Source organism: Mycobacterium sp. PS03-16 (assembly GCF_004570325.1).
Taxonomy (GTDB): Bacteria; Actinomycetota; Actinomycetes; order Mycobacteriales; family Mycobacteriaceae; genus Mycobacterium.
The window spans coordinates 1-16,458 of the sequence record NZ_SPQO01000029.1 but is presented as its reverse complement, the minus strand read 5'-3'; the positions used below and the strand labels follow the sequence as shown (position 1 = coordinate 16,458).

17 protein-coding genes, 4 tRNA genes and 1 pseudogene are annotated in these 16,458 nt (G+C 70.3%); 14 read left to right on the top strand and 8 right to left on the bottom strand.

Going from position 1 to position 16,458, the window contains the following annotated elements; all coding sequences use genetic code 11:
• Positions 1 to 60 precede the first annotated feature (60 nt).
• Positions 61 to 1,857 (top strand): acyl-CoA dehydrogenase, encoded by a 1,797-nt coding sequence (locus E4P42_RS20705; protein ID WP_135127951.1) that lies wholly within the window; start codon positions 61 to 63, stop codon positions 1,855 to 1,857.
• Between the two features lie 26 nt (positions 1,858 to 1,883).
• On the opposite strand, the gene E4P42_RS20700 is transcribed toward E4P42_RS20705, so the two are convergent.
• Positions 1,884 to 1,958: transfer RNA gene (locus E4P42_RS20700), tRNA-Val, on the bottom strand.
• A 240-nt stretch (positions 1,959 to 2,198) separates the two neighbouring features.
• Here E4P42_RS20700 and E4P42_RS20695 point away from each other — a divergent pair.
• The 3 genes from E4P42_RS20695 to E4P42_RS20685 all read left to right on the top strand — a co-directional run bounded on the left by E4P42_RS20695 (position 2,199) and on the right by E4P42_RS20685 (position 2,462).
• Positions 2,199 to 2,271 (top strand) — tRNA-Gly (locus E4P42_RS20695).
• Positions 2,272 to 2,299: 28 nt separating this feature from the next.
• Positions 2,300 to 2,370: transfer RNA gene (locus E4P42_RS20690), tRNA-Cys, on the top strand.
• A 17-nt stretch (positions 2,371 to 2,387) separates the two neighbouring features.
• Positions 2,388 to 2,462: transfer RNA gene (locus E4P42_RS20685), tRNA-Val, on the top strand.
• 308 nt (positions 2,463 to 2,770) lie between these two features.
• Here the strand turns inward: E4P42_RS20685 and E4P42_RS20680 are convergent.
• The 3 genes from E4P42_RS20680 to E4P42_RS20670 all read right to left on the bottom strand — a co-directional run bounded on the left by E4P42_RS20680 (position 2,771) and on the right by E4P42_RS20670 (position 4,074).
• Positions 2,771 to 3,100 carry a hypothetical protein gene (locus E4P42_RS20680; RefSeq protein ID WP_245234146.1) on the bottom strand — a complete coding sequence of 110 codons (330 nt, stop codon included), beginning with the start codon at positions 3,098 to 3,100 and terminating at the stop codon, positions 2,771 to 2,773.
• Between the two features lie 212 nt (positions 3,101 to 3,312).
• A complete protein-coding gene (locus tag E4P42_RS20675) occupies positions 3,313 to 3,597 on the bottom strand; it encodes a hypothetical protein (protein ID WP_135127949.1) in 285 nt (94 codons plus the stop codon).
• 78 nt (positions 3,598 to 3,675) lie between these two features.
• Positions 3,676 to 4,074: a helix-turn-helix transcriptional regulator gene (locus E4P42_RS20670; protein WP_135127948.1), complete on the bottom strand. Its 399-nt coding sequence runs from the start codon at positions 4,072 to 4,074 to the stop codon at positions 3,676 to 3,678.
• A gap of 75 nt (positions 4,075 to 4,149) precedes the next feature.
• On the opposite strand from E4P42_RS20670, the gene E4P42_RS20665 reads away from it, so the two are divergent.
• The 6 genes from E4P42_RS20665 to E4P42_RS20640 all read left to right on the top strand — a co-directional run bounded on the left by E4P42_RS20665 (position 4,150) and on the right by E4P42_RS20640 (position 7,610).
• On the top strand, positions 4,150 to 4,626 hold the full coding sequence (locus E4P42_RS20665; protein WP_135127947.1) for an SRPBCC family protein: 477 nt from the start codon (positions 4,150 to 4,152) through the stop codon (positions 4,624 to 4,626).
• A gap of 62 nt (positions 4,627 to 4,688) precedes the next feature.
• Complete coding sequence (locus tag E4P42_RS20660; RefSeq protein WP_135127946.1) at positions 4,689 to 5,411, top strand: Clp protease N-terminal domain-containing protein; 723 nt, start codon at positions 4,689 to 4,691, stop codon at positions 5,409 to 5,411.
• A gap of 41 nt (positions 5,412 to 5,452) precedes the next feature.
• The gene (locus E4P42_RS20655) at positions 5,453 to 5,929 is read left to right on the top strand and encodes an RNA polymerase sigma factor (RefSeq protein WP_135127945.1); all 477 of its coding nucleotides are present in this window, start codon (positions 5,453 to 5,455) and stop codon (positions 5,927 to 5,929) included.
• Complete coding sequence (locus E4P42_RS20650; RefSeq protein ID WP_135127944.1) at positions 5,926 to 6,516, top strand: methylated-DNA--[protein]-cysteine S-methyltransferase; 591 nt, start codon at positions 5,926 to 5,928, stop codon at positions 6,514 to 6,516. The genes E4P42_RS20655 and E4P42_RS20650 overlap by 4 nt, the downstream gene beginning before the upstream one ends.
• 78 nt (positions 6,517 to 6,594) lie before the next feature.
• Complete coding sequence (locus E4P42_RS20645; RefSeq protein WP_135127943.1) at positions 6,595 to 7,083, top strand: hypothetical protein; 489 nt, start codon at positions 6,595 to 6,597, stop codon at positions 7,081 to 7,083.
• The gene (locus E4P42_RS20640) at positions 7,071 to 7,610 is read left to right on the top strand and encodes a GNAT family N-acetyltransferase (protein ID WP_135127942.1); all 540 of its coding nucleotides are present in this window, start codon (positions 7,071 to 7,073) and stop codon (positions 7,608 to 7,610) included. Before E4P42_RS20645 ends, E4P42_RS20640 begins: the two co-directional genes overlap by 13 nt.
• A 3-nt stretch (positions 7,611 to 7,613) precedes the next feature.
• Here the strand turns inward: E4P42_RS20640 and zapE are convergent, their stop codons facing one another.
• Positions 7,614 to 8,678, bottom strand: coding sequence for a cell division protein ZapE (gene zapE / locus E4P42_RS20635; protein WP_209305833.1), 1,065 nt, complete (start codon positions 8,676 to 8,678; stop codon positions 7,614 to 7,616).
• On the opposite strand from zapE, the gene E4P42_RS20630 reads away from it, so the two are divergent.
• The 4 genes from E4P42_RS20630 to msrB are packed head-to-tail and all read left to right on the top strand — an operon-like array spanning position 8,677 to position 12,790.
• Positions 8,677 to 9,450, top strand: coding sequence for a pyrimidine reductase family protein (locus tag E4P42_RS20630; RefSeq protein ID WP_135127940.1), 774 nt, complete (start codon positions 8,677 to 8,679; stop codon positions 9,448 to 9,450). The genes zapE and E4P42_RS20630 overlap by 2 nt on opposite strands.
• 47 nt (positions 9,451 to 9,497) lie before the next feature.
• A complete protein-coding gene (locus E4P42_RS20625) occupies positions 9,498 to 11,063 on the top strand; it encodes an alpha/beta fold hydrolase (protein WP_135127939.1) in 1,566 nt (521 codons plus the stop codon).
• 21 nt (positions 11,064 to 11,084) lie between these two features.
• Positions 11,085 to 12,383 carry an arabinofuranan 3-O-arabinosyltransferase gene (gene aftC, locus E4P42_RS20620; RefSeq protein WP_135127938.1) on the top strand — a complete coding sequence of 433 codons (1,299 nt, stop codon included), beginning with the start codon at positions 11,085 to 11,087 and terminating at the stop codon, positions 12,381 to 12,383.
• Positions 12,380 to 12,790 carry a peptide-methionine (R)-S-oxide reductase MsrB gene (gene msrB / locus E4P42_RS20615; protein ID WP_135127937.1) on the top strand — a complete coding sequence of 137 codons (411 nt, stop codon included), beginning with the start codon at positions 12,380 to 12,382 and terminating at the stop codon, positions 12,788 to 12,790. The genes aftC and msrB overlap by 4 nt, the downstream gene beginning before the upstream one ends.
• Here the strand turns inward: msrB and E4P42_RS20610 are convergent.
• The 3 genes and pseudogenes from E4P42_RS20610 to E4P42_RS20600 form a co-directional block, all read right to left on the bottom strand.
• Positions 12,750 to 15,086, bottom strand: a complete 2,337-nt coding sequence (locus tag E4P42_RS20610) for a bifunctional diguanylate cyclase/phosphodiesterase (protein ID WP_245234145.1) — start codon at positions 15,084 to 15,086, stop codon at positions 12,750 to 12,752. The two genes, msrB and E4P42_RS20610, sit on opposite strands and share 41 nt — an antisense overlap.
• 132 nt (positions 15,087 to 15,218) lie before the next feature.
• Entirely contained in the window at positions 15,219 to 15,923 is a 705-nt protein-coding gene (gene hemQ / locus E4P42_RS20605) for a hydrogen peroxide-dependent heme synthase (RefSeq protein WP_135127936.1), read from the bottom strand.
• A gap of 4 nt (positions 15,924 to 15,927) precedes the next feature.
• Positions 15,928 to 16,458, bottom strand: a pseudogene (locus E4P42_RS20600) (FAD-dependent oxidoreductase); the annotation flags it as partial.

Genomic DNA, 16,458 nt, shown 5'->3' with positions numbered 1-16,458 from the left:
CCTGAGGCCGTAGGGTCACGGCACGGCGGTGGTGACGCGATGTGTGAAGGACGGTGACGGATGAAATCGGTGCTGATGTCGCGCCGCGACCTCGACTTCCTGCTCTACGAATGGCTGCGGGTCGACGAGCTGACCAAGCACGCGCGCTTCGCCGAGCACTCCCGCGAGACCTTCGACGCGGTGCTCGACCTGTGCGAGCACCTCGCCACGCGTTACTTCGCCCCGCACAACAAGAAGAGCGACGCGAACGAGCCGACGTTCGACGGACAGAAGGTCACCGTCATCCCGGAGGTGAAGGAGGCCTGGGACGCGTTCGCGGCGGCCGATCTGATCGCGATGTCGATGGATCACCGATTCGGTGGTGCGCAGTTGCCCGCCACCGTCGCCCAGGCCGGGTTCGCGTGGTTCTCGGCGGCCAACCTCGCCACCACCGGATACCTGATGCTGACGATGGCCAATGCCAACCTGCTGGCCCACTTCGGCACCGAGGAGCAGATCGACACATTCCTCTCACCGATGCTGGCCGGGCGCTTCTCCGGCACGATGGCGCTCTCGGAGACCCAGGCCGGCTCGTCGCTGGCCGACATCACGACCCGGGCAGAACCCCAGGACGACGGCAGCTACCGGCTGTTCGGCTCGAAGATGTGGATCTCCGGCGCCGAGCACGAGTTGACCGACAACATCGTCAACCTCGTGCTGGCGAAGATTCCCGGCGGCCCCGCGGGCACCAAGGGCATCTCGCTGTTCATCGTGCCGAAGTACCTCGTCGGCCCCGACGGCTCGATCGGTGAACGCAACGACGTGACGCTGGCCGGGCTGAACCACAAGATGGGTCAGCGCGGCATCACCAACACGGTGCTCAGCTTCGGCGACGGCACCCACCGGCCCGGCGGCCGGGAGGGCGCGGTCGGCTACCTGGTGGGCGAAGCGCACCGCGGCATCACCTACATGTTCACGATGATGAACGAGGCGCGCCTGGGCGTCGGGATGGGTGCGGTGGCGCTCGGCTACACCGGCTACCTGAAGTCGGTGCAGTACGCCCGGGAGCGGCCGCAGGGCCGCCCGGCGACGGCGAAGGACCCGTCGGCGCCGCAGGTGCCGATCATCGAGCACGCCGATGTCAAGCGAATGTTGTTGGCGCAGAAGGCCTATGCCGAAGGTGGGATGGCCCTGCTGCTGTACTGCGCGAAGCTGGTCGACCTGCAGCACAGCGCGGAGTCCGACGAGGAGCGGGACCGGCTCACGCTGCTGCTCGACATGCTGACCCCGGTCGGCAAGAGCTGGCCGTCGCAGTGGTGTCTGGAGGCCAACAGCCTGGCCATTCAGGTGCACGGCGGGTACGGCTACACCCGCGAGTACGACGTCGAACAGCATTACCGGGACAACCGCCTCAATCCCATCCACGAGGGCACGCACGGCATCCAGAGCCTCGATCTGCTGGGCCGCAAGGTGCCGATGCGCGGCGGTGCGGGGCTGGCGGCGCTGGGCGAGGCGATCGGCGCGACCGTGGCCGAGGCCGCCGCGCTGGGCGGCGAGACCGCAGCGCAGGCGGCGCACCTGGAGGCGGCGTGGCACCGGCTGACCGCGGTCACCGCGGCGATGTTCGGAGGGGGCGACCTGGAGGCCGCGCTGGCCAACAGCGTGGTCTATCTGGAGGCGTTCGGGCACATCGTGGTCGCGTGGATCTGGTTGCAGCAGGCGGTCGCCGCACACGGCCGCGAGGGTGACTTCTACGACGGCAAACGGCAGGCCGCCCGGTTCTTCTTCCGCTACGAACTGCCGAAGACGGCACCGCAGCTGGACCTGCTCGAGTCCCTGGACCGCACGACCGTGGAGATGCGGGACGGCTGGTTCTGACCCGCGAGCGCGGCGATGACTTGTGGTGGTGGTCCCGGCTGGGTTCGAACCAGCGACCTTCCGCGTGTGAGGCGGACGCTCTCCCACTGAGCTACGAGACCGGGTGGGATTCGGCCTCAAGCGAGCGGGCCGAACGACGTCGAAGACTAGCACGCTCGGGTGCGTGGGCTGGAATCGGCTGGTCGCCGGCCCGTCGTCGGAGGTTCATCCGGCCGTCGCCCGGGGCCGCCAGACTGGTGGGTTCGGGGCGGCGACAGCCGCGCAGCGTGGGGATTTGGAACTCCGAGCGATAGTCGACTAGTGTTTCGCATCGCGACGGACGACGATCTCGCCCGTGGCGCGCGGATGTAGCGCAGTTGGTAGCGCATCACCTTGCCAAGGTGAGGGTCGCGGGTTCGAATCCCGTCATCCGCTCGAGGTGTGTAGTCGCATCAACCCCAGCGGTGGAGTGGCCGAGTGGTGAGGCAACGGCCTGCAAAGCCGTGCACACGGGTTCGATTCCCGTCTCCACCTCAACTGCAGGACCCCCGGCGCGATTAGCTCAGCGGGAGAGCGCTTCCCTGACACGGAAGAGGTCACTGGTTCAATCCCAGTATCGCGCACCAGTATTTGCGTAGCTGAGGCCCGGCTCCGACCGACCGGCCACCGAACGTGCGCTCACTGCGAGAAAACGGTCGAGAAATCGCAGCCACCGCACGTTCGCGGCCAGTGCCACGACCGCCCGGTGCGGGCTGCGCCGAGCCGGCTGGTATCACTTGCGCATCAACCGTCTACAGGGGTTTCACGCGCCCGTACCCGGGCATGCGGACCCGTGGAGTCTCGTTCGGGTTCAGAGACGCAGCCCGGCGAGGCTTCCCAGAACACGTGTGGCCGGCGCATCGGCGCCGGCCACATATGCGTATGAGGAGCTAGCTCACCACTCCCACATCCCGGGGTTGTTGCTGTGCGGTCCCCGGCGAAACGGGTTCGAGCTGCCCCCGGTGATGCCGGGCACCGCACGCAGGCTGTCCTTGACCTCACCGCCGGACGGCGCCAGCGGCTCACCCTTGGCCGAGCGGCGGACGTCGGCCGCGGTCCCGGAGTTCGGCACACCCGGCCGAGCGGTGCGCACGCCGCCCTCGGGCACCGGATTCGCCTCGAACGACGGCTTGCCGTCGATGTCGATCACATCAGCGTTCGCCGTGCCGGCCCCCCAGGCCGCGAACACCGCACTCAGTGCGAGCGCACCCACGCCCGCCGCCACGGTTTTCTTGGTCGCGCGCACTACGGCGCGTCGTCGGTCCGCCACCGGCCTCCCCTTCGTCGGCGGGATCCAAGATCCCGATCATGATGTGTGTCCGGGAAGGCTATCAGCGACGGACCGCCGCACAGTTGACTCTGCGGCAACTCTTAGAACAGCGAGATATTCCTCACAAGATCGCCGAACGGGCCGAGGACGACCCCACTCCACCCCGATCAGATACCGCCGCAGATCGACGGCACGAAGGGAATCGGAATCGGTACGCACGGACCGACACCGAAGCCGGGCGTGAGGTCGCCGTTCCATCCGACGGGCGCCGGCGGCGGGGGCGGTGGCGGCAGAACAGGTGCACCGACGCAACTGTTGCTCGGCGCGTCATATTCGGTGCCGACGCCGCATTCGGCGGCTTGACCGACCGCGGGGGTCACCACGGTGGCGAACGCCAGCGGCGCCGACACCGCGGCGGCGATGATCGCCGCACGGCGGATCGTGCCCTTCATCAACATCTCCTCGAAATCGCGCGCCCCAACCCGTTAGCCAGTCTATCGATCAACCGGACAGGGCGCGAGGAGAGCCGGTCAGGCGCCGTAGCGAGCGCGCATCTCCCGGCGCGGCTGCATGTTGCGCAAGGTCGCGCTCGGCGGCATCCCGAACATCTGGCGATAGGCGATGCTGAACCGGCCGGCATGCGAGAACCCCCACCGACCCGCGATCGAGTTCACGGTGTCCACCGTCGGATCGGCGGCCTGCAGATCGCGATGCGCCCGGTCGAGCCGAACCCGCCGCAGATACTCCAGCGGCGTCACACCCAGGTGCCGGCGAAACATGTACTGCACCGCGCGAGGCGTCAGATTCGCCGCGGCCGAGATCTCGGTGAGCCCGATGTCGCTGTCCGCGTTCTCATGAATGAAGGAGACCGACCGGCGCAGTCCGGGCGGCCGCGTACCGCTTGTCGGAAGTTCGTGAAGGTCCGTCATGCTGGAAACGAATACCCTCCGGCAAACGATCGAAAACCGCTCCCCCGCAATAATCGTCCTGACACGATCACGGCCATGAGCGATCGCATCGAAGTCCGCCGCACCATTCCCGCCGCCGCAGAAGCGATCTTCGAGGTGCTCTGCGATCCGCAGGGTCATGTCGCCATCGACTCCTCCGGCATGCTGCAGGACGCCGAGGGCCCGCGGGTCACCGGCGTCGGCGACAGCTTCGTGGTGCACATGGATCGTGAGGCGCTCAACGATTTTCCCATGGGTAAATATCAGGTCACCGTGGAGATCCGCGAATTCGAGCCGGCCCGGCGCATCGCCTGGACCATCCTCGGCCAGATCCGCCCGCAGATCGGCCACGTCTACGGATACACGCTCGAGCCCAGCGACGAGGGCACCGTCGTCACGTCCTTCTACGACTGGTCGCAGATCGACGACAAGTGGCGCGAGGCCGGGATCTTCCCGGTGATCCCCGAGGGCGCGTTGCGCGCCACGCTCGGAATCCTTGACCGCGCGGTGCGGCGCGGCTACATCCGCAGCTAAGCCCGTGGCGCCAAGTCAACCCAAGGTTGACGCGAATCTCGCGTCAACTTAGAGTTGACGACATGTCGAACCCCGTCGCCCATCCCGTCCGCCTCGACGACCTGATCAACGCGATCAAAACCGTCCACACCGAACCGCTCGAACAGCTCACCGACGCCGTTCTGGCCGCCGAGGCGCTCGGCGAGGTGGCCGACCACCTCATCGGCCACTTCGTCGACCAGGCCCGCCGCTCCGGCGCCTCCTGGACCGACATCGGTAAATGCATGGGCGTGACCAAACAGGCCGCCCAGAAGCGCTTCGTCCCCAAGGCCGACACCGAACCGCTCGACCCGAACCAGGGCTTCGCCCGCTTCACCCCGCGGGCGCGCGCGGCGGTGGTGCACGCCCAGACCGCCGCCCGCGATGCCCGCCACACCGAGATCTCCCCCGACCACCTGCTGCTCGGTCTGCTCGTCGACACCGAGTCGCTGGGCATCGCACTGCTCACCGCGCAGGGCATCAGCCCCGCCGACGTGCGCGCCGCCGTCGCGCTGGCCCCGGGCACCGGTGAGGCGCTCGACCTGATCCCGTTCAACGGCCCGGCCAAGAAAGCCCTCGAGCTCACCTTCCGCGAGGCGCTGCGACTCGGCCACAACTACATCGGCACCGAACACATGCTGCTCGCCCTGTTCGAGGGTGAGGACGCCGACGGACCTCTGCACCGGCTGGGCCTCGACCGGCAGCGCGCCGAGAGTGACCTCGTCGGCCTGCTCGAGTCCATCGCGACGCCGAAGAAGCGGGACTGATCTCACGACCGCCGGCCGCACGGCGTCTACAAGATGTGAAGATGCGCCCGTTCGAAGACGTCGTCGCCGAGTACGGGACGACCGTGCTGCGGGTCTGCCGCGCCGTCGTCGGCCCCGCCGACGCCGAGGACGCCTGGTCGGAGACGTTCCTGTCCGCACTACGGGCGTACCCATCGCTACCAGCCGACGCCAACGTCGAGGCCTGGCTGGTCACGATCGCCCACCGCCGCGCCCTCGACGCCGGCCGGTCCCGGTCGCGGCGCCCGGTCCCCACCCGCGACCTGCCCGACCGTCCCGCCTCGCATGCCGACCCTGCCGACGGCCACCCCGACCTCTGGGCCGCGCTGGCGGCGCTGCCGGCCAAACAGCGTCAGGCCGTGGCCTACCACCACATCGCCGGCATGCCGTTCGCGGAGATCGCCGCCCTGCTCGGCAACTCCCCCGACGCCGCGCGACGCGCCTGCGCCGACGGCCTCAAAACCCTCCGCACTCGCTACCGTCAGGACGAACCAGCATGAGCCTCGACATGTTCGACACCCCGGCCGACGACACCATCATGTCCCGCCTGCACGAGCGGCTCATCGCCGACGCCGACGCCGAGGGCGTCCTCGACATCGCCTACCGCACCGTCGACACCCCCGTCGGGCCGTTGCTGCTGGCCGCCACCGCGGCCGGGCTGGTGCGCGTGGCCTTCGACGTCGAAGACCACAGCGCGGTACTGGCCACGCTGGCCGACCGGGTCAGTCCCCGCATCCTTCGGGCACCCGGCCGCCTCGACGCCGCCGCCCGGCAGGTCGAGGAATACTTCGCCAAGCGGCGCACCACCTTCGACCTCCCGGTGGACCTGCGGCTCACCGACGGCTTCCGCCGCACCGTCGTCGAACGCCTGCGCGGCATCGGGTACGGCCGCCGCGCCAGCTACGCCGAGGTGGCCGCCGCCGTCGGGAACCCGCGGGCCGTCCGGGCCGTCGGCAGCGCCTGCGCGCACAACCCGCTGCCGGTCGTCATCCCCTGCCACCGGGTGGTGCGTTCGGACGGCAGCCCCGGCCAGTACGTCGGCGGACCGGCCGCCAAGACCGCGTTGCTCGACCTCGAGGCGGCCTGAACCACCGCGCAGCACCCGAACACGTGTGGCCCCGCCCGCCCGTGTGCCAAGATGCGAAGCACACCTAGGGAGGGACACATGCGCCGGATTCTGATGCTGATCACGGCCCTGACCGTCGCCGCGGGCCTGGTCGCGGCGCCGGTGCAGGCCGCGGACAGCCCGATCGGCCGCATCGGCCAGCCCCTGCGGGTGGAGTTCGAGGGTCTGGTGGCCGACGTGACCGTCACCGGCGTGGCACCGTCCCCGATCCCGCCCGGCTTCGGCTATCCGCCGCGCCCGCCACGCAACCAGGTGTGGCGCGCCAACGTTGTCGTGCAGCCGATCAGGGTGCCCGTCCCCTACGCCATGGCCATCACGTTCCAATTCCGCGGCGTCACCCCGACCGGCGACTCCTACGAACCCCGCAACACCGACGCCCCCGACGCCCTGCAGGCCGCGCTGCAGAACGCGCCCGCCGGGTCGACGATCACCGGCGGCGTCTGGTGGGACTGCTACCGGGACCTCGTCTCCAATGTGGTGCTGCTCGACAAGCTGACCGGCCGGCATCTCGCCCAGTGGAACCTCTAGCCCCCGACGTCCACCCGGCCACCCCCGCCGACCTCCCCGAACTCGCCGACGTCGCCGCCAGGACCTTCCCGCTCGCCTGTCCGCCGTCGGCCACCTCGGAGAACATCGCCGCGTTCATCGACGAGAACCTGTCGCGGCAGCGGTTCGCCGAGTACCTCGCCGACCCGGACCGCGTCGTGCTGGTGGCCCGCGAGGCCGGCGCGATCACCGGGTACGCGATGCTGATCCGCGGGGTGCCCGACGACGCCGACGTGCAGCGGGCGGTGGTTCCGCGCCCGGCGCTCGAGCTGTCGAAGATCTACGTGCTGCCCGACAGCCACGGCGCGGGCGCGGCGGCGGCGCTGATGGCCGAGGTGCTGACGCTGGCGCGCGACACCGGGTACCGCTGCGCGTGGCTCGGGGTCAATCAGCAGAACCGGCGCGCCCAGCGGTTCTACGCCAAGCACGGGTTCGCGATCAGCGGCACCAAGACGTTCCGGCTCGGCGCGGGCGTGGAACACGACTACGTGATGGTGCGCCCGGTCTAGGGGTCAGGTGTCCTGCCCGGCCGCGGTCAGCGCCAGCAGCCGCGACGTCGCGCGCAGGTACTTCTTGCGGAAGCCCCCGGCCAGCATCTCCTCGCTGAAGATCGTGTCCAGCTTGGCGCCGGAGGCGACCACCGGGATGCCCGCGTCATAGAGGCGGTCGGTGAGCGACACCAGCCGCAGCGCCACACTCTGGTCGTCGAGGGGACGCACGCCGGTGATGAACACCTGCGTGACGCCCTCGATCAGGCTCAGGTAGCGCGACGGGTGCATGGTGGCCAGGTGGGCGCACAACGCGTCGAAGTCGTCGAGCGTCGCCCCGGGCACCGTGGCCGCCCGCTCGGCGACCTCGGCATCGCTGGGCGGCTGCGGCGCGGGCGGCAGATCCCGGTGCCGGTAGTCCGGCCCCTCGATCCGCACCGTGCTGAAAATGCCTGCGAGCGTATTGATCTCGCGCAGGAAGTCCTGGGCGGCGAAGCGACCCTCGCCGAGCTGTTCGGGCAGCGTGTTCGACGTCGCCGCGATCGACACCCCGCGTTCGACGAGCTGGGACAGCAGCCGTGAGATCAGCGTCGTGTTGCCGGGATCGTCGAGCTCGAACTCGTCGATGCACACCACGACGTAGTCGCTGAGCAGCTCCACGCTCTCGACGAACCCGAACACCCCGGCCAGCTGGGTCAGCTCGCCGAACGTCGCGAACGCTTTGGGCTCGGGCAGCTGGTAGTACGACGACGCCAGCAGGTGGGTCTTGCCGACACCGAACCCGCCGTCGAGGTACACCCCGACACCCGGCAGCACCTCCCGCTTGCCGAACAGCTTCTTCTTGCCCGCCCGCCGCCGGACCGCCTCGTCGCAGAACGCGCGGCACTTGTCCACCGCGGCGGCCTGCGACGGCTCGGCCGGGTCGGGCCGGTAGGTGTCGAAGCTGACGTCGGCGAACGTCGGCGGCGGAACCAGCTGGGCGATGAGCCGTTCCGGGGTGACGGTGGGATGCCGATCGACCAGATGACCGACGTCACCACCAGACCCGTGCATGCGAGCAGCGTAGCGACGTGCTGCAATCGACCCCATGTCCGGTAGCGCCCGTGGGACGCAGTTCACAGTGCTCGGCCCCGCCGACAGCGTGACCGAGCAGCGGCTCGGCGCCTTCTACCGCTACCCCGACGGGCTGGACCGCTGCTGGGTGCGCGGCAACATGATCGCCAGCGTCGACGGCGGCGCCACCGCCGACGGCAAATCCGGGGCGCTCGGCGGCGCCGGCGACCGCACGGTGTTCGACACCATGCGTGAATCGGCCGACGTGATCCTCGTCGGCGCGTCGACCGTGCGGGTGGAGAACTACTCCGGGGCTCAGCTCTCCCCCGCCGCCCGCTCCGCGCGCCAGCAGCGCGGACAGGCCGAGGTCCCGCCGATCGCGGTGATCACCGGCAGCGGCCGGCTCGACCACGACGCCAAGGTGTTCACCCGCACCGAGGTGCCGCCCCTGATCCTGACCAGCACCGACGCCGTCGCCGACACCGGCGACCGGCTCGGCGGCGTCGCCGAGGTGATCGACGCCTCCGGCACCGACCCCGGATCCGTCGACGCGGCCGCCGCGCTGCGCATCCTGGCCGGCCGCGGGTTGCTGCGGGTGCTGGCCGAAGGCGGTCCCGGCGTGCTCGGTCTGCTCACCGCGGCCGACCTGCTCGACGAGCTCTGCCTGACCGTGGCCCCGGTGCTGGTGGGCGGGAGCGCGCCCCGCATCGTCGGCGGGCCGGGTGCCGTGCACACCGCGATGACGCGCACGCACGTCCTCGGCGACGGCGACGGCTATCTGTACTGCCGCTACGTGCGGACCCGCTGACCGCGGGCTGCCCGGGCCCGGCACCGGTGATCGCTACTGTGGTCGGCATGCGTCGGCACCCTCAGCTGCTCCGGGCCGTGAGCCTGCCGGCGGTCGCCGTGGTGATCGCCGGTTGTGCGCCCGGACTGGCCGCCAACCCGCGCTACGCCACCGATGACGGCGCCCGGCCGCAGGGGCAGCCGCAGACCACCGAGCAGCAGGCCGGCCCGCCGCCGATCGACGCGCCGAAGAACGACCTGTCGTGGCGGGACTGCACCTCCCAGGTGTTCGCCGACGCCGCGGTCGACCCGGTGCCCGGCGTGACCCTGGACTGCGCGACCTACGACGCCGACCTCGACCCGATCGACGGCGCGAACGGCACGGTGACCATCGGCGTCGTGCGCGCCACCTCGCCGCGCACCCCCTCGGACGCCGGGCCGCTGGTGCTGACCACCGGCTCGGACCTGCCGTCCTCGACCGCGCTGCCGATCTGGCTGGAGCGGTCGCAGGCCTCGGTGCTCGACAAGCGCCCGGTGGTCGCGGTCGACCGTCGCGGCATGGGACTGTCCGGCGCGTTGGAGTGCCGTGACCTCTACGACCGCCAGGAGATGATCGAGCAGGCGCAGTTCTCCTACGGCGACGATCCGGTGGCCGCCCTCGGCGAGATCACGATGACCGCGACGACCAGCTGCACCGACACCATCGCCCCTGGCGACTCCGCGTACGACAACGCGCACGCCGCCGAGGACCTCGAACGGCTCCGCAGCACCTGGGACGTGCCGTCGATGGCGCTGCTGGGCATCGGTAACGGCGCGCAGGTCGCACTCGCCTACGCCGGCTCCCACCCCAACAAGGTGGCCCGCCTGGTGCTGGACTCGCCGCTGCCGCTGGCGATCAACGCAGAAGCCGAGGCCGAACAGCGCGTCAAAGGTGAGCAGGCCGCGCTCGACGCGTTCGCCGCGCAATGCGTGGCAATCAACTGCCCGCTGGCGCCCGACCCCAAGGGCGCGGTGGACGCACTGCTCAACGAGGCCCGCGCCGGCGACGGACCCGGTGGTGCGTCGGTGGCCGCGGTCGCCACCGCGATCTCGACCGCGCTGGGCTATCCCAGCGGTGACGGCGTGGCCGCCACCAACGACCTCGGCGCGACCCTGGCCGCCGCCCGGGCCGGGAACACCGCCCGGCTGACCACGCTGATCACCCGCGCCGAGGCGTTGCGCCAGACCGACGGACAGTTCGTCAACTCCTGCAGCGACGCGCTCAACCGTCCCACCCCCGACCGGGTCCGCGAACTGGTGGTGGCCTGGGGCAAGCTCTACCCGCAGTTCGGCACCGTCGCCGCCCTCGACCTGGTCAAGTGCCTGAACTGGCCGAGCGGGTCGGCCCCGCCGGAGCCCAAGGACCTCGGGGTGCCGGTGCTGCTGCTCGGCGTCCAGAACGATCCCATCGTCGGGAACGAGGGCGTCGCCGCGGTCGCCGCGACGGCACTCAACGCGGGTGCGGCGAACAAGCGGGTGATGTGGCAGGGCATCGGCCACGGCGCCACGGTGTACTCGTCGTGCGCGCTCGCGCCGGTCGTCGGCTACCTCGACAGCGGTAACCTGCCGGAGACCGACACGTACTGTCCGGCCTGACGTCTGGCCCCGCGCGCCCCGGTGTACGGTTCGCACGTGGCGGCAGCAGACTCTCTACGCACCGGCCTGTCCAACGCCTTCCGGCCACGTACCTCGCCTCCCGGTGCGGCGGCGGTACTGCGCAGCGTGTTGTGGCCGCTGGCCATCATGACGGTGATCCACCGCACCTACGTGCTGGCCACCAACGGCTACATCACCGACGACTTCGGGCCGGTGTACCGGGCGGTGTCGAACATGCGCCTCGGCCTGGACATCTACAACGAGCACTTCGATCACGTCGACCCGCACTACCTCTACCCGCCGGGCGGGACGCTGCTGCTCGCGCCGTTCGGCTTCCTGCCGGAATTCGCCTCGCGGAACTGGTACTTCACGCTCAACAGCCTGGCCACGCTGGTCGCCGCGTACTTCCTGCTGCGGATGTTCAACTACACGCTCGCCTCGGTGGCCGCCCCGGCGCTGGTACTGGCGATGTACTGCACCGAGTCGGTCACCAACACGATCGTCTTCACCAACATCAACGGCTTCATGCTGCTGGCCGAGGTGCTGTTCTTCCGGTGGCTGCTCGACGGCAGCCACAGCCGTGAATGGCTGGCGGGGGTGGCGATCGGCCTGGCGCTGGTGGTCAAACCGTCACTGGCCCCGCTGCTGCTGCTGCCGTTGCTCAACCGTCAGTGGCGTCCGCTGATCACCGCCGTCGCGGTGCCGCTGGTCTTCAACCTCGCCGCCTGGCCGCTGCTGAGCGACCCGATGAACTTCGTCACCCGCACGCTGCCCTACATCATGGACACCCGCGACTACTTCAACAGCTCGATCGAGGGCAACGGCATCTACTACGGGCTGCCGCCGCTGCTCATCGTCGCGCTGCGGATCCTGTTCCTGGCCTTGACGATCGCCAGCCTGGTGCTGCTGTACCGCTTCTACCGCACCCGCGACCCGCTGTTCTGGATGCTGACCTCCTCGGGTGTGCTGCTGATCGCGTCGTTCCTGGTGCTGTCGCTGGGCCAGGCCTACTACTCGATGATGCTGTTCCCGTTCCTCATGACGGTGGTGCTGCCCAACTCGGTGCTGCGCAACTGGCCGGCGTGGCTGGCGGTGTACGGCTTCATGACCATGGACAAGTGGCTGATGTGGCGCTGGCCCACCACCGGCCGGTTCCTGGAGTACATGAAGGTGACCTACGGCTGGTCGCTGATGCTGGTGGTGGTGTTCGCGGTGCTGTACTTCCGCTACCTCGACGCCAAGGCCGAGAACCGCCTCGACGACGGTATCGATCCGCCGTGGATGTCGGACCGGCGCGACCGCGCTAGCGTGGAGGCATGACTGCCCCGAAGGTGCAACTGACCGACGACGAGTGGCGCCGCAAGCTCACACCCGAGGAGTTCGCGGTGCTGCGCCGGGCCGGTACCGAGCGGCCGTTCACCGGCGAGTACACCGACACCAAGACCGAAGGCGTCTACCAGTGCCGGGCGTGCGGCGCCGAACTGTTCCGCAGCACCGAGAAGTTCGAATCCCATTGCGGCTGGCCGTCGTTCTTCGATCCGGCCGACTCCGACGCGGTGATCCTGCGGACCGACGACTCCCTGGGTATGCACCGCGTGGAGGTGCTGTGCGCCAACTGCCACAGCCACCTCGGCCACGTCTTCGAGGGTGAGGGCTACCCGACACCGACCGATCAGCGGTACTGCATCAACTCGATCTCGCTTCGGCTGGTGCCTGCGCAGGGTTGACCTCTGCCCGCAGCAGCGCCAGCATCGCGGTCTGGGTGAGCGGCGGGCTGTAATGGAAGCCCTGGGCGATGTCACAGTCGTAGTCGCGGAGCCGCTCGGCGGTCTCGGCGTCCTCCACACCTTCGGCCACGGTGCTCAGACCGAGCACCTGGGCCAAACCCACCACCGCCCGCACCACCTCGGCAGCGCGCGGGTCGGCGGTGATCGGTGCGATGAACTGGCGGTCCAGCTTGACCTCGTCGATCGGCAGCTGCCGCAGATAGCTCAGCGCCGAGTACCCGCTGCCGAAATCGTCGATGGCCACGCGCACCCCGGAGGCGCGCAGCTGCCGCAGCACCGCGCACGTCCGCTCGATGTCGTCGAGGAACAGGTCCTCGGTGATCTCGACGGTCAGCGCGCCCGCCGGCAGGTCGCGGGAGCGCAGGGCGCGCAGCATCCGTGACGGCAGGTCGGGGTCGGCCACGGCGGGCGCGAACAGGTTGACCGCCACCGGCACCGGGGTGCCCTGTGCCGACCAGCCGGCGGCGTCGTCGAGCGCCTTGGCGAGCACCAGCTCGGTGACCGCGCCCATCAACCCGTGCCGGCGCACCAGCGGCAGGAATTCGTCGGGGCTGAGCAGCCCGCGGGTGGGGTGCGGCCAGCGCAGCAACGCCTCCGCGCCGACCACCCTCGAGGTCGCCAGGTCGAACTTGGGTTGGTAGACGACGGCCAGCTCGAGGTGGTCGATCGCCTGACGCAGTTCGCCGAGCAGCTGGACGGCCGCGACGCCGCGGCCCTTCACGCCGGGGTGCGGCACCCGCGCCAGACCCGGGTGCTCCTGGTACACCAGCCGCATCTCGGCGGTGTAGACGTGCACTCCGTCGGTGCGCGACCGTTTCGCCGCGTACATGGCGGCGTCGGCGCGCTTGAACAGCTCGTCACCGGTCAGGCCCGGTTCGTCGTTCGCGGCGACCGCGAGGCCGACGCTGGGCCGCATCAGCATGCTGTGCCCGTCGACGGTGAACGCCGCGTCGAACGCCTCGACGATGCGGTGTGCGATGTCGTGGGAGTGGTCGACGCGGCCTTCCAGCAGCACCGCGAACTCGTCGCCGCCGAGCCGGGCCACGGTGTCACCGGCGCGGACGCAGGCCTGCATCCGTTCGGCCACCCGGGTCAGCAGTTCGTTGCCGGCCGGGTGGCCGAGGCTGTCGTTGACCACCTTGAAGTCGTTGAGGTCCAGCGAGAGCACCGCCACCGCCCGGTCGTCGCGCTGGCGCAGCGCCATCGCATGGGCCAGCCGGTCGTTGAACAGCGCGCAGTTGGCCAGCCCGGTCAGCGGGTCGCGCAACGCCTGCTCGGCCACCATCCGCAGCAGCCGGCGGTTCTCCCACGACGCCAGCGACTGGCGCAGGCAGACCGCGACGATCACCGCGGGGGCGGCGAGCTGCAGCACGCCGTCGAGCACGGCGACCGACGTCAACGTGCCGCCCACCAGCAGCGGCAGGTACGGCAGCCACAGCGACATCCGGGTGGGCACCGCGGCGGCGGTATCGGCGGCCGGTGACCGGTCCAGGCTCAGCAGCGCCGCGGCGCCGAGGGTGGCGACCGCGACCAGCCAGCCCGTGTCGACGGCGTGGCCGCTGACGTACGCGCCGCGCGCGGTCAGCAGCGCGAACGCGGTGTCCGACAGGGTCATCGCCACCAGTGCCGCGGTGACCAGCCCCATGGTGCGACGGTGCTCGTGGCGGGCGCGCGCCAGCACCAGCACGGCGATCGCGATCAGCATCAGGTCCGCGACCGGGTACAGCAGCGCCAGGCCGAGCGCGAACCGGTCTGCCCGGTAGGTCTCGTAGACGCTGTGCAACACCAGCACCCACGACAGCATGAACAGCGACAGCGCGACGATCAGCCCGTCGAGCAGCAGCCGCATCCGCGACTGGCCGGCCGAGCCGATGGGCGCGAGCACCAGGGCCCCGCACGCGAACACGGTGAACACGATGTAGCCGATGTCGGCGGGCGACGGGAACGGTTCGCGGTGCAGGACGAACTCGTGGACGCTCCAGATCACGTTGGCCGCGGTCCAGCCGGCGAGCGCGATCGACCAGCAGATCCAGGTGCCCCGCATCCGGCCGGACGAGGCGCGCGCCGCCAGCACCGCGCAGCCCATCCCGTAGGCGCCGAGCGCGACGAATCCCAGGTTGTTGACCAGTGCGGCGGCGGGCATCCCGCCCTGCACCCAGGTGCCGACGGCCACCGTGGTCAGCGCCGACAACGCGATTGCCAGCGGGATGCGCGGCCACGCTCGCAGGTGTGGCACCAACGCCTCCAGCCAAACTCGACATCGTGCACCGACGGATACCCTGAGCTGGGCTATGTGCACCGCTCCTGCGAACCTAGCAAAGATCCCGAGGAAGCGGTAACCGAACGCGGCGACGCGTTGCGGGAGGCGTCAGGGCAGGCGCGTGACCAGTTCTTCGACGCCGACCCGGGGCCCGGTGAAGAACGGTGTCTCCTCACGGACGTGGCGGCGCGCGTCGGTGGCGCGCAGATCGCGCATCAGGTCGACGATGCGGTGCAGCTCGGGTGCCTCGAACGCCAGAATCCACTCGTAGTCGCCGAGCGCGAACGACGGCACCGTGTTGGCCCGCACGTCCTTGTAGCCACGGGCGGCCATCCCGTGCTCGGACAACATCCGGCGCCGGTCGTCGTCGGGCAGCAGGTACCAGTCCAGCGACCGGACGAACGGGTACACGCAGATGTAGTTCCCGGGCTCCTCACCGGCGAGGAACGCCGGGATGTGGCTCTTGTTGAACTCGGCGGGCCGGTGCAGGGCGACGTTGCTCCACACCGGGGTACTCGCCCGGCCGAGGACGGTGGCGCGGCGGAAGTCGGAGTAGGTGGCCTGCAGCGCCTCGACGGTCTCGGCGTGGGTCCACATCATGAAGTCGGCGTCGGCGCGCATCCCCGCGATGTCGTAGAGCCCGCGGACCACGACGCCGCGCTCCTCTTGCTGCTTGAGGAACGTGGCGGTGTCGTCGACGACCGCCGCGCGGGCCTTCTCGTCGTACCCGAGTTCCCCCGGCCGCACCGCGAACACCGAGAACATCAGGTAGCGGATGGTGGAGTTGAGCGCGTCGAAGTCGAGCTTGGCCATACGCCTATCGTGCCACGCCGGCGCTGGCCAGCGCGGCCACCGCCCGTGTCGCCGAGGCCACACACGCGGGCACCCCGATGCCGTCCAGATAGCCGCCGGCCACGGCGACCGCCGGAGGCAACCCGGAGCGCAGTTCGGCCACCAGATCGGCGTGGTGCGGCCCGTACTGCGGCATCGCGTCGATCCACCGCTGGACGTGGCTGTCGACGGGTTCGGCGTCGATGCCGAACAGCGTGCCGAGGTCCTCGGCCGCCCAGGCCAGCAGGTCGTCGTCGCCCGTGCTGCGGGCCAGCTGATCGCCGAAGCGGCCGTAGGACAGCCGCAGCAGTTCGACGTTGGACCGGGCCCGCTGCCCCCACTTGCGCGACGACAGTGTCACGGCTTTGGCGTGCAACCGTTCCCCCGCGGCGACCAGGACGCCGGACTGCTGGGGCAGCGGGGTGCCGCCCGGCAGCGCCAGCGCCACGACCGCGGCCGACGCCACCTCGATGCGCCGCGCGGCCGCGGCGGTGCGCGGCGCGATGCGCTCGACGAG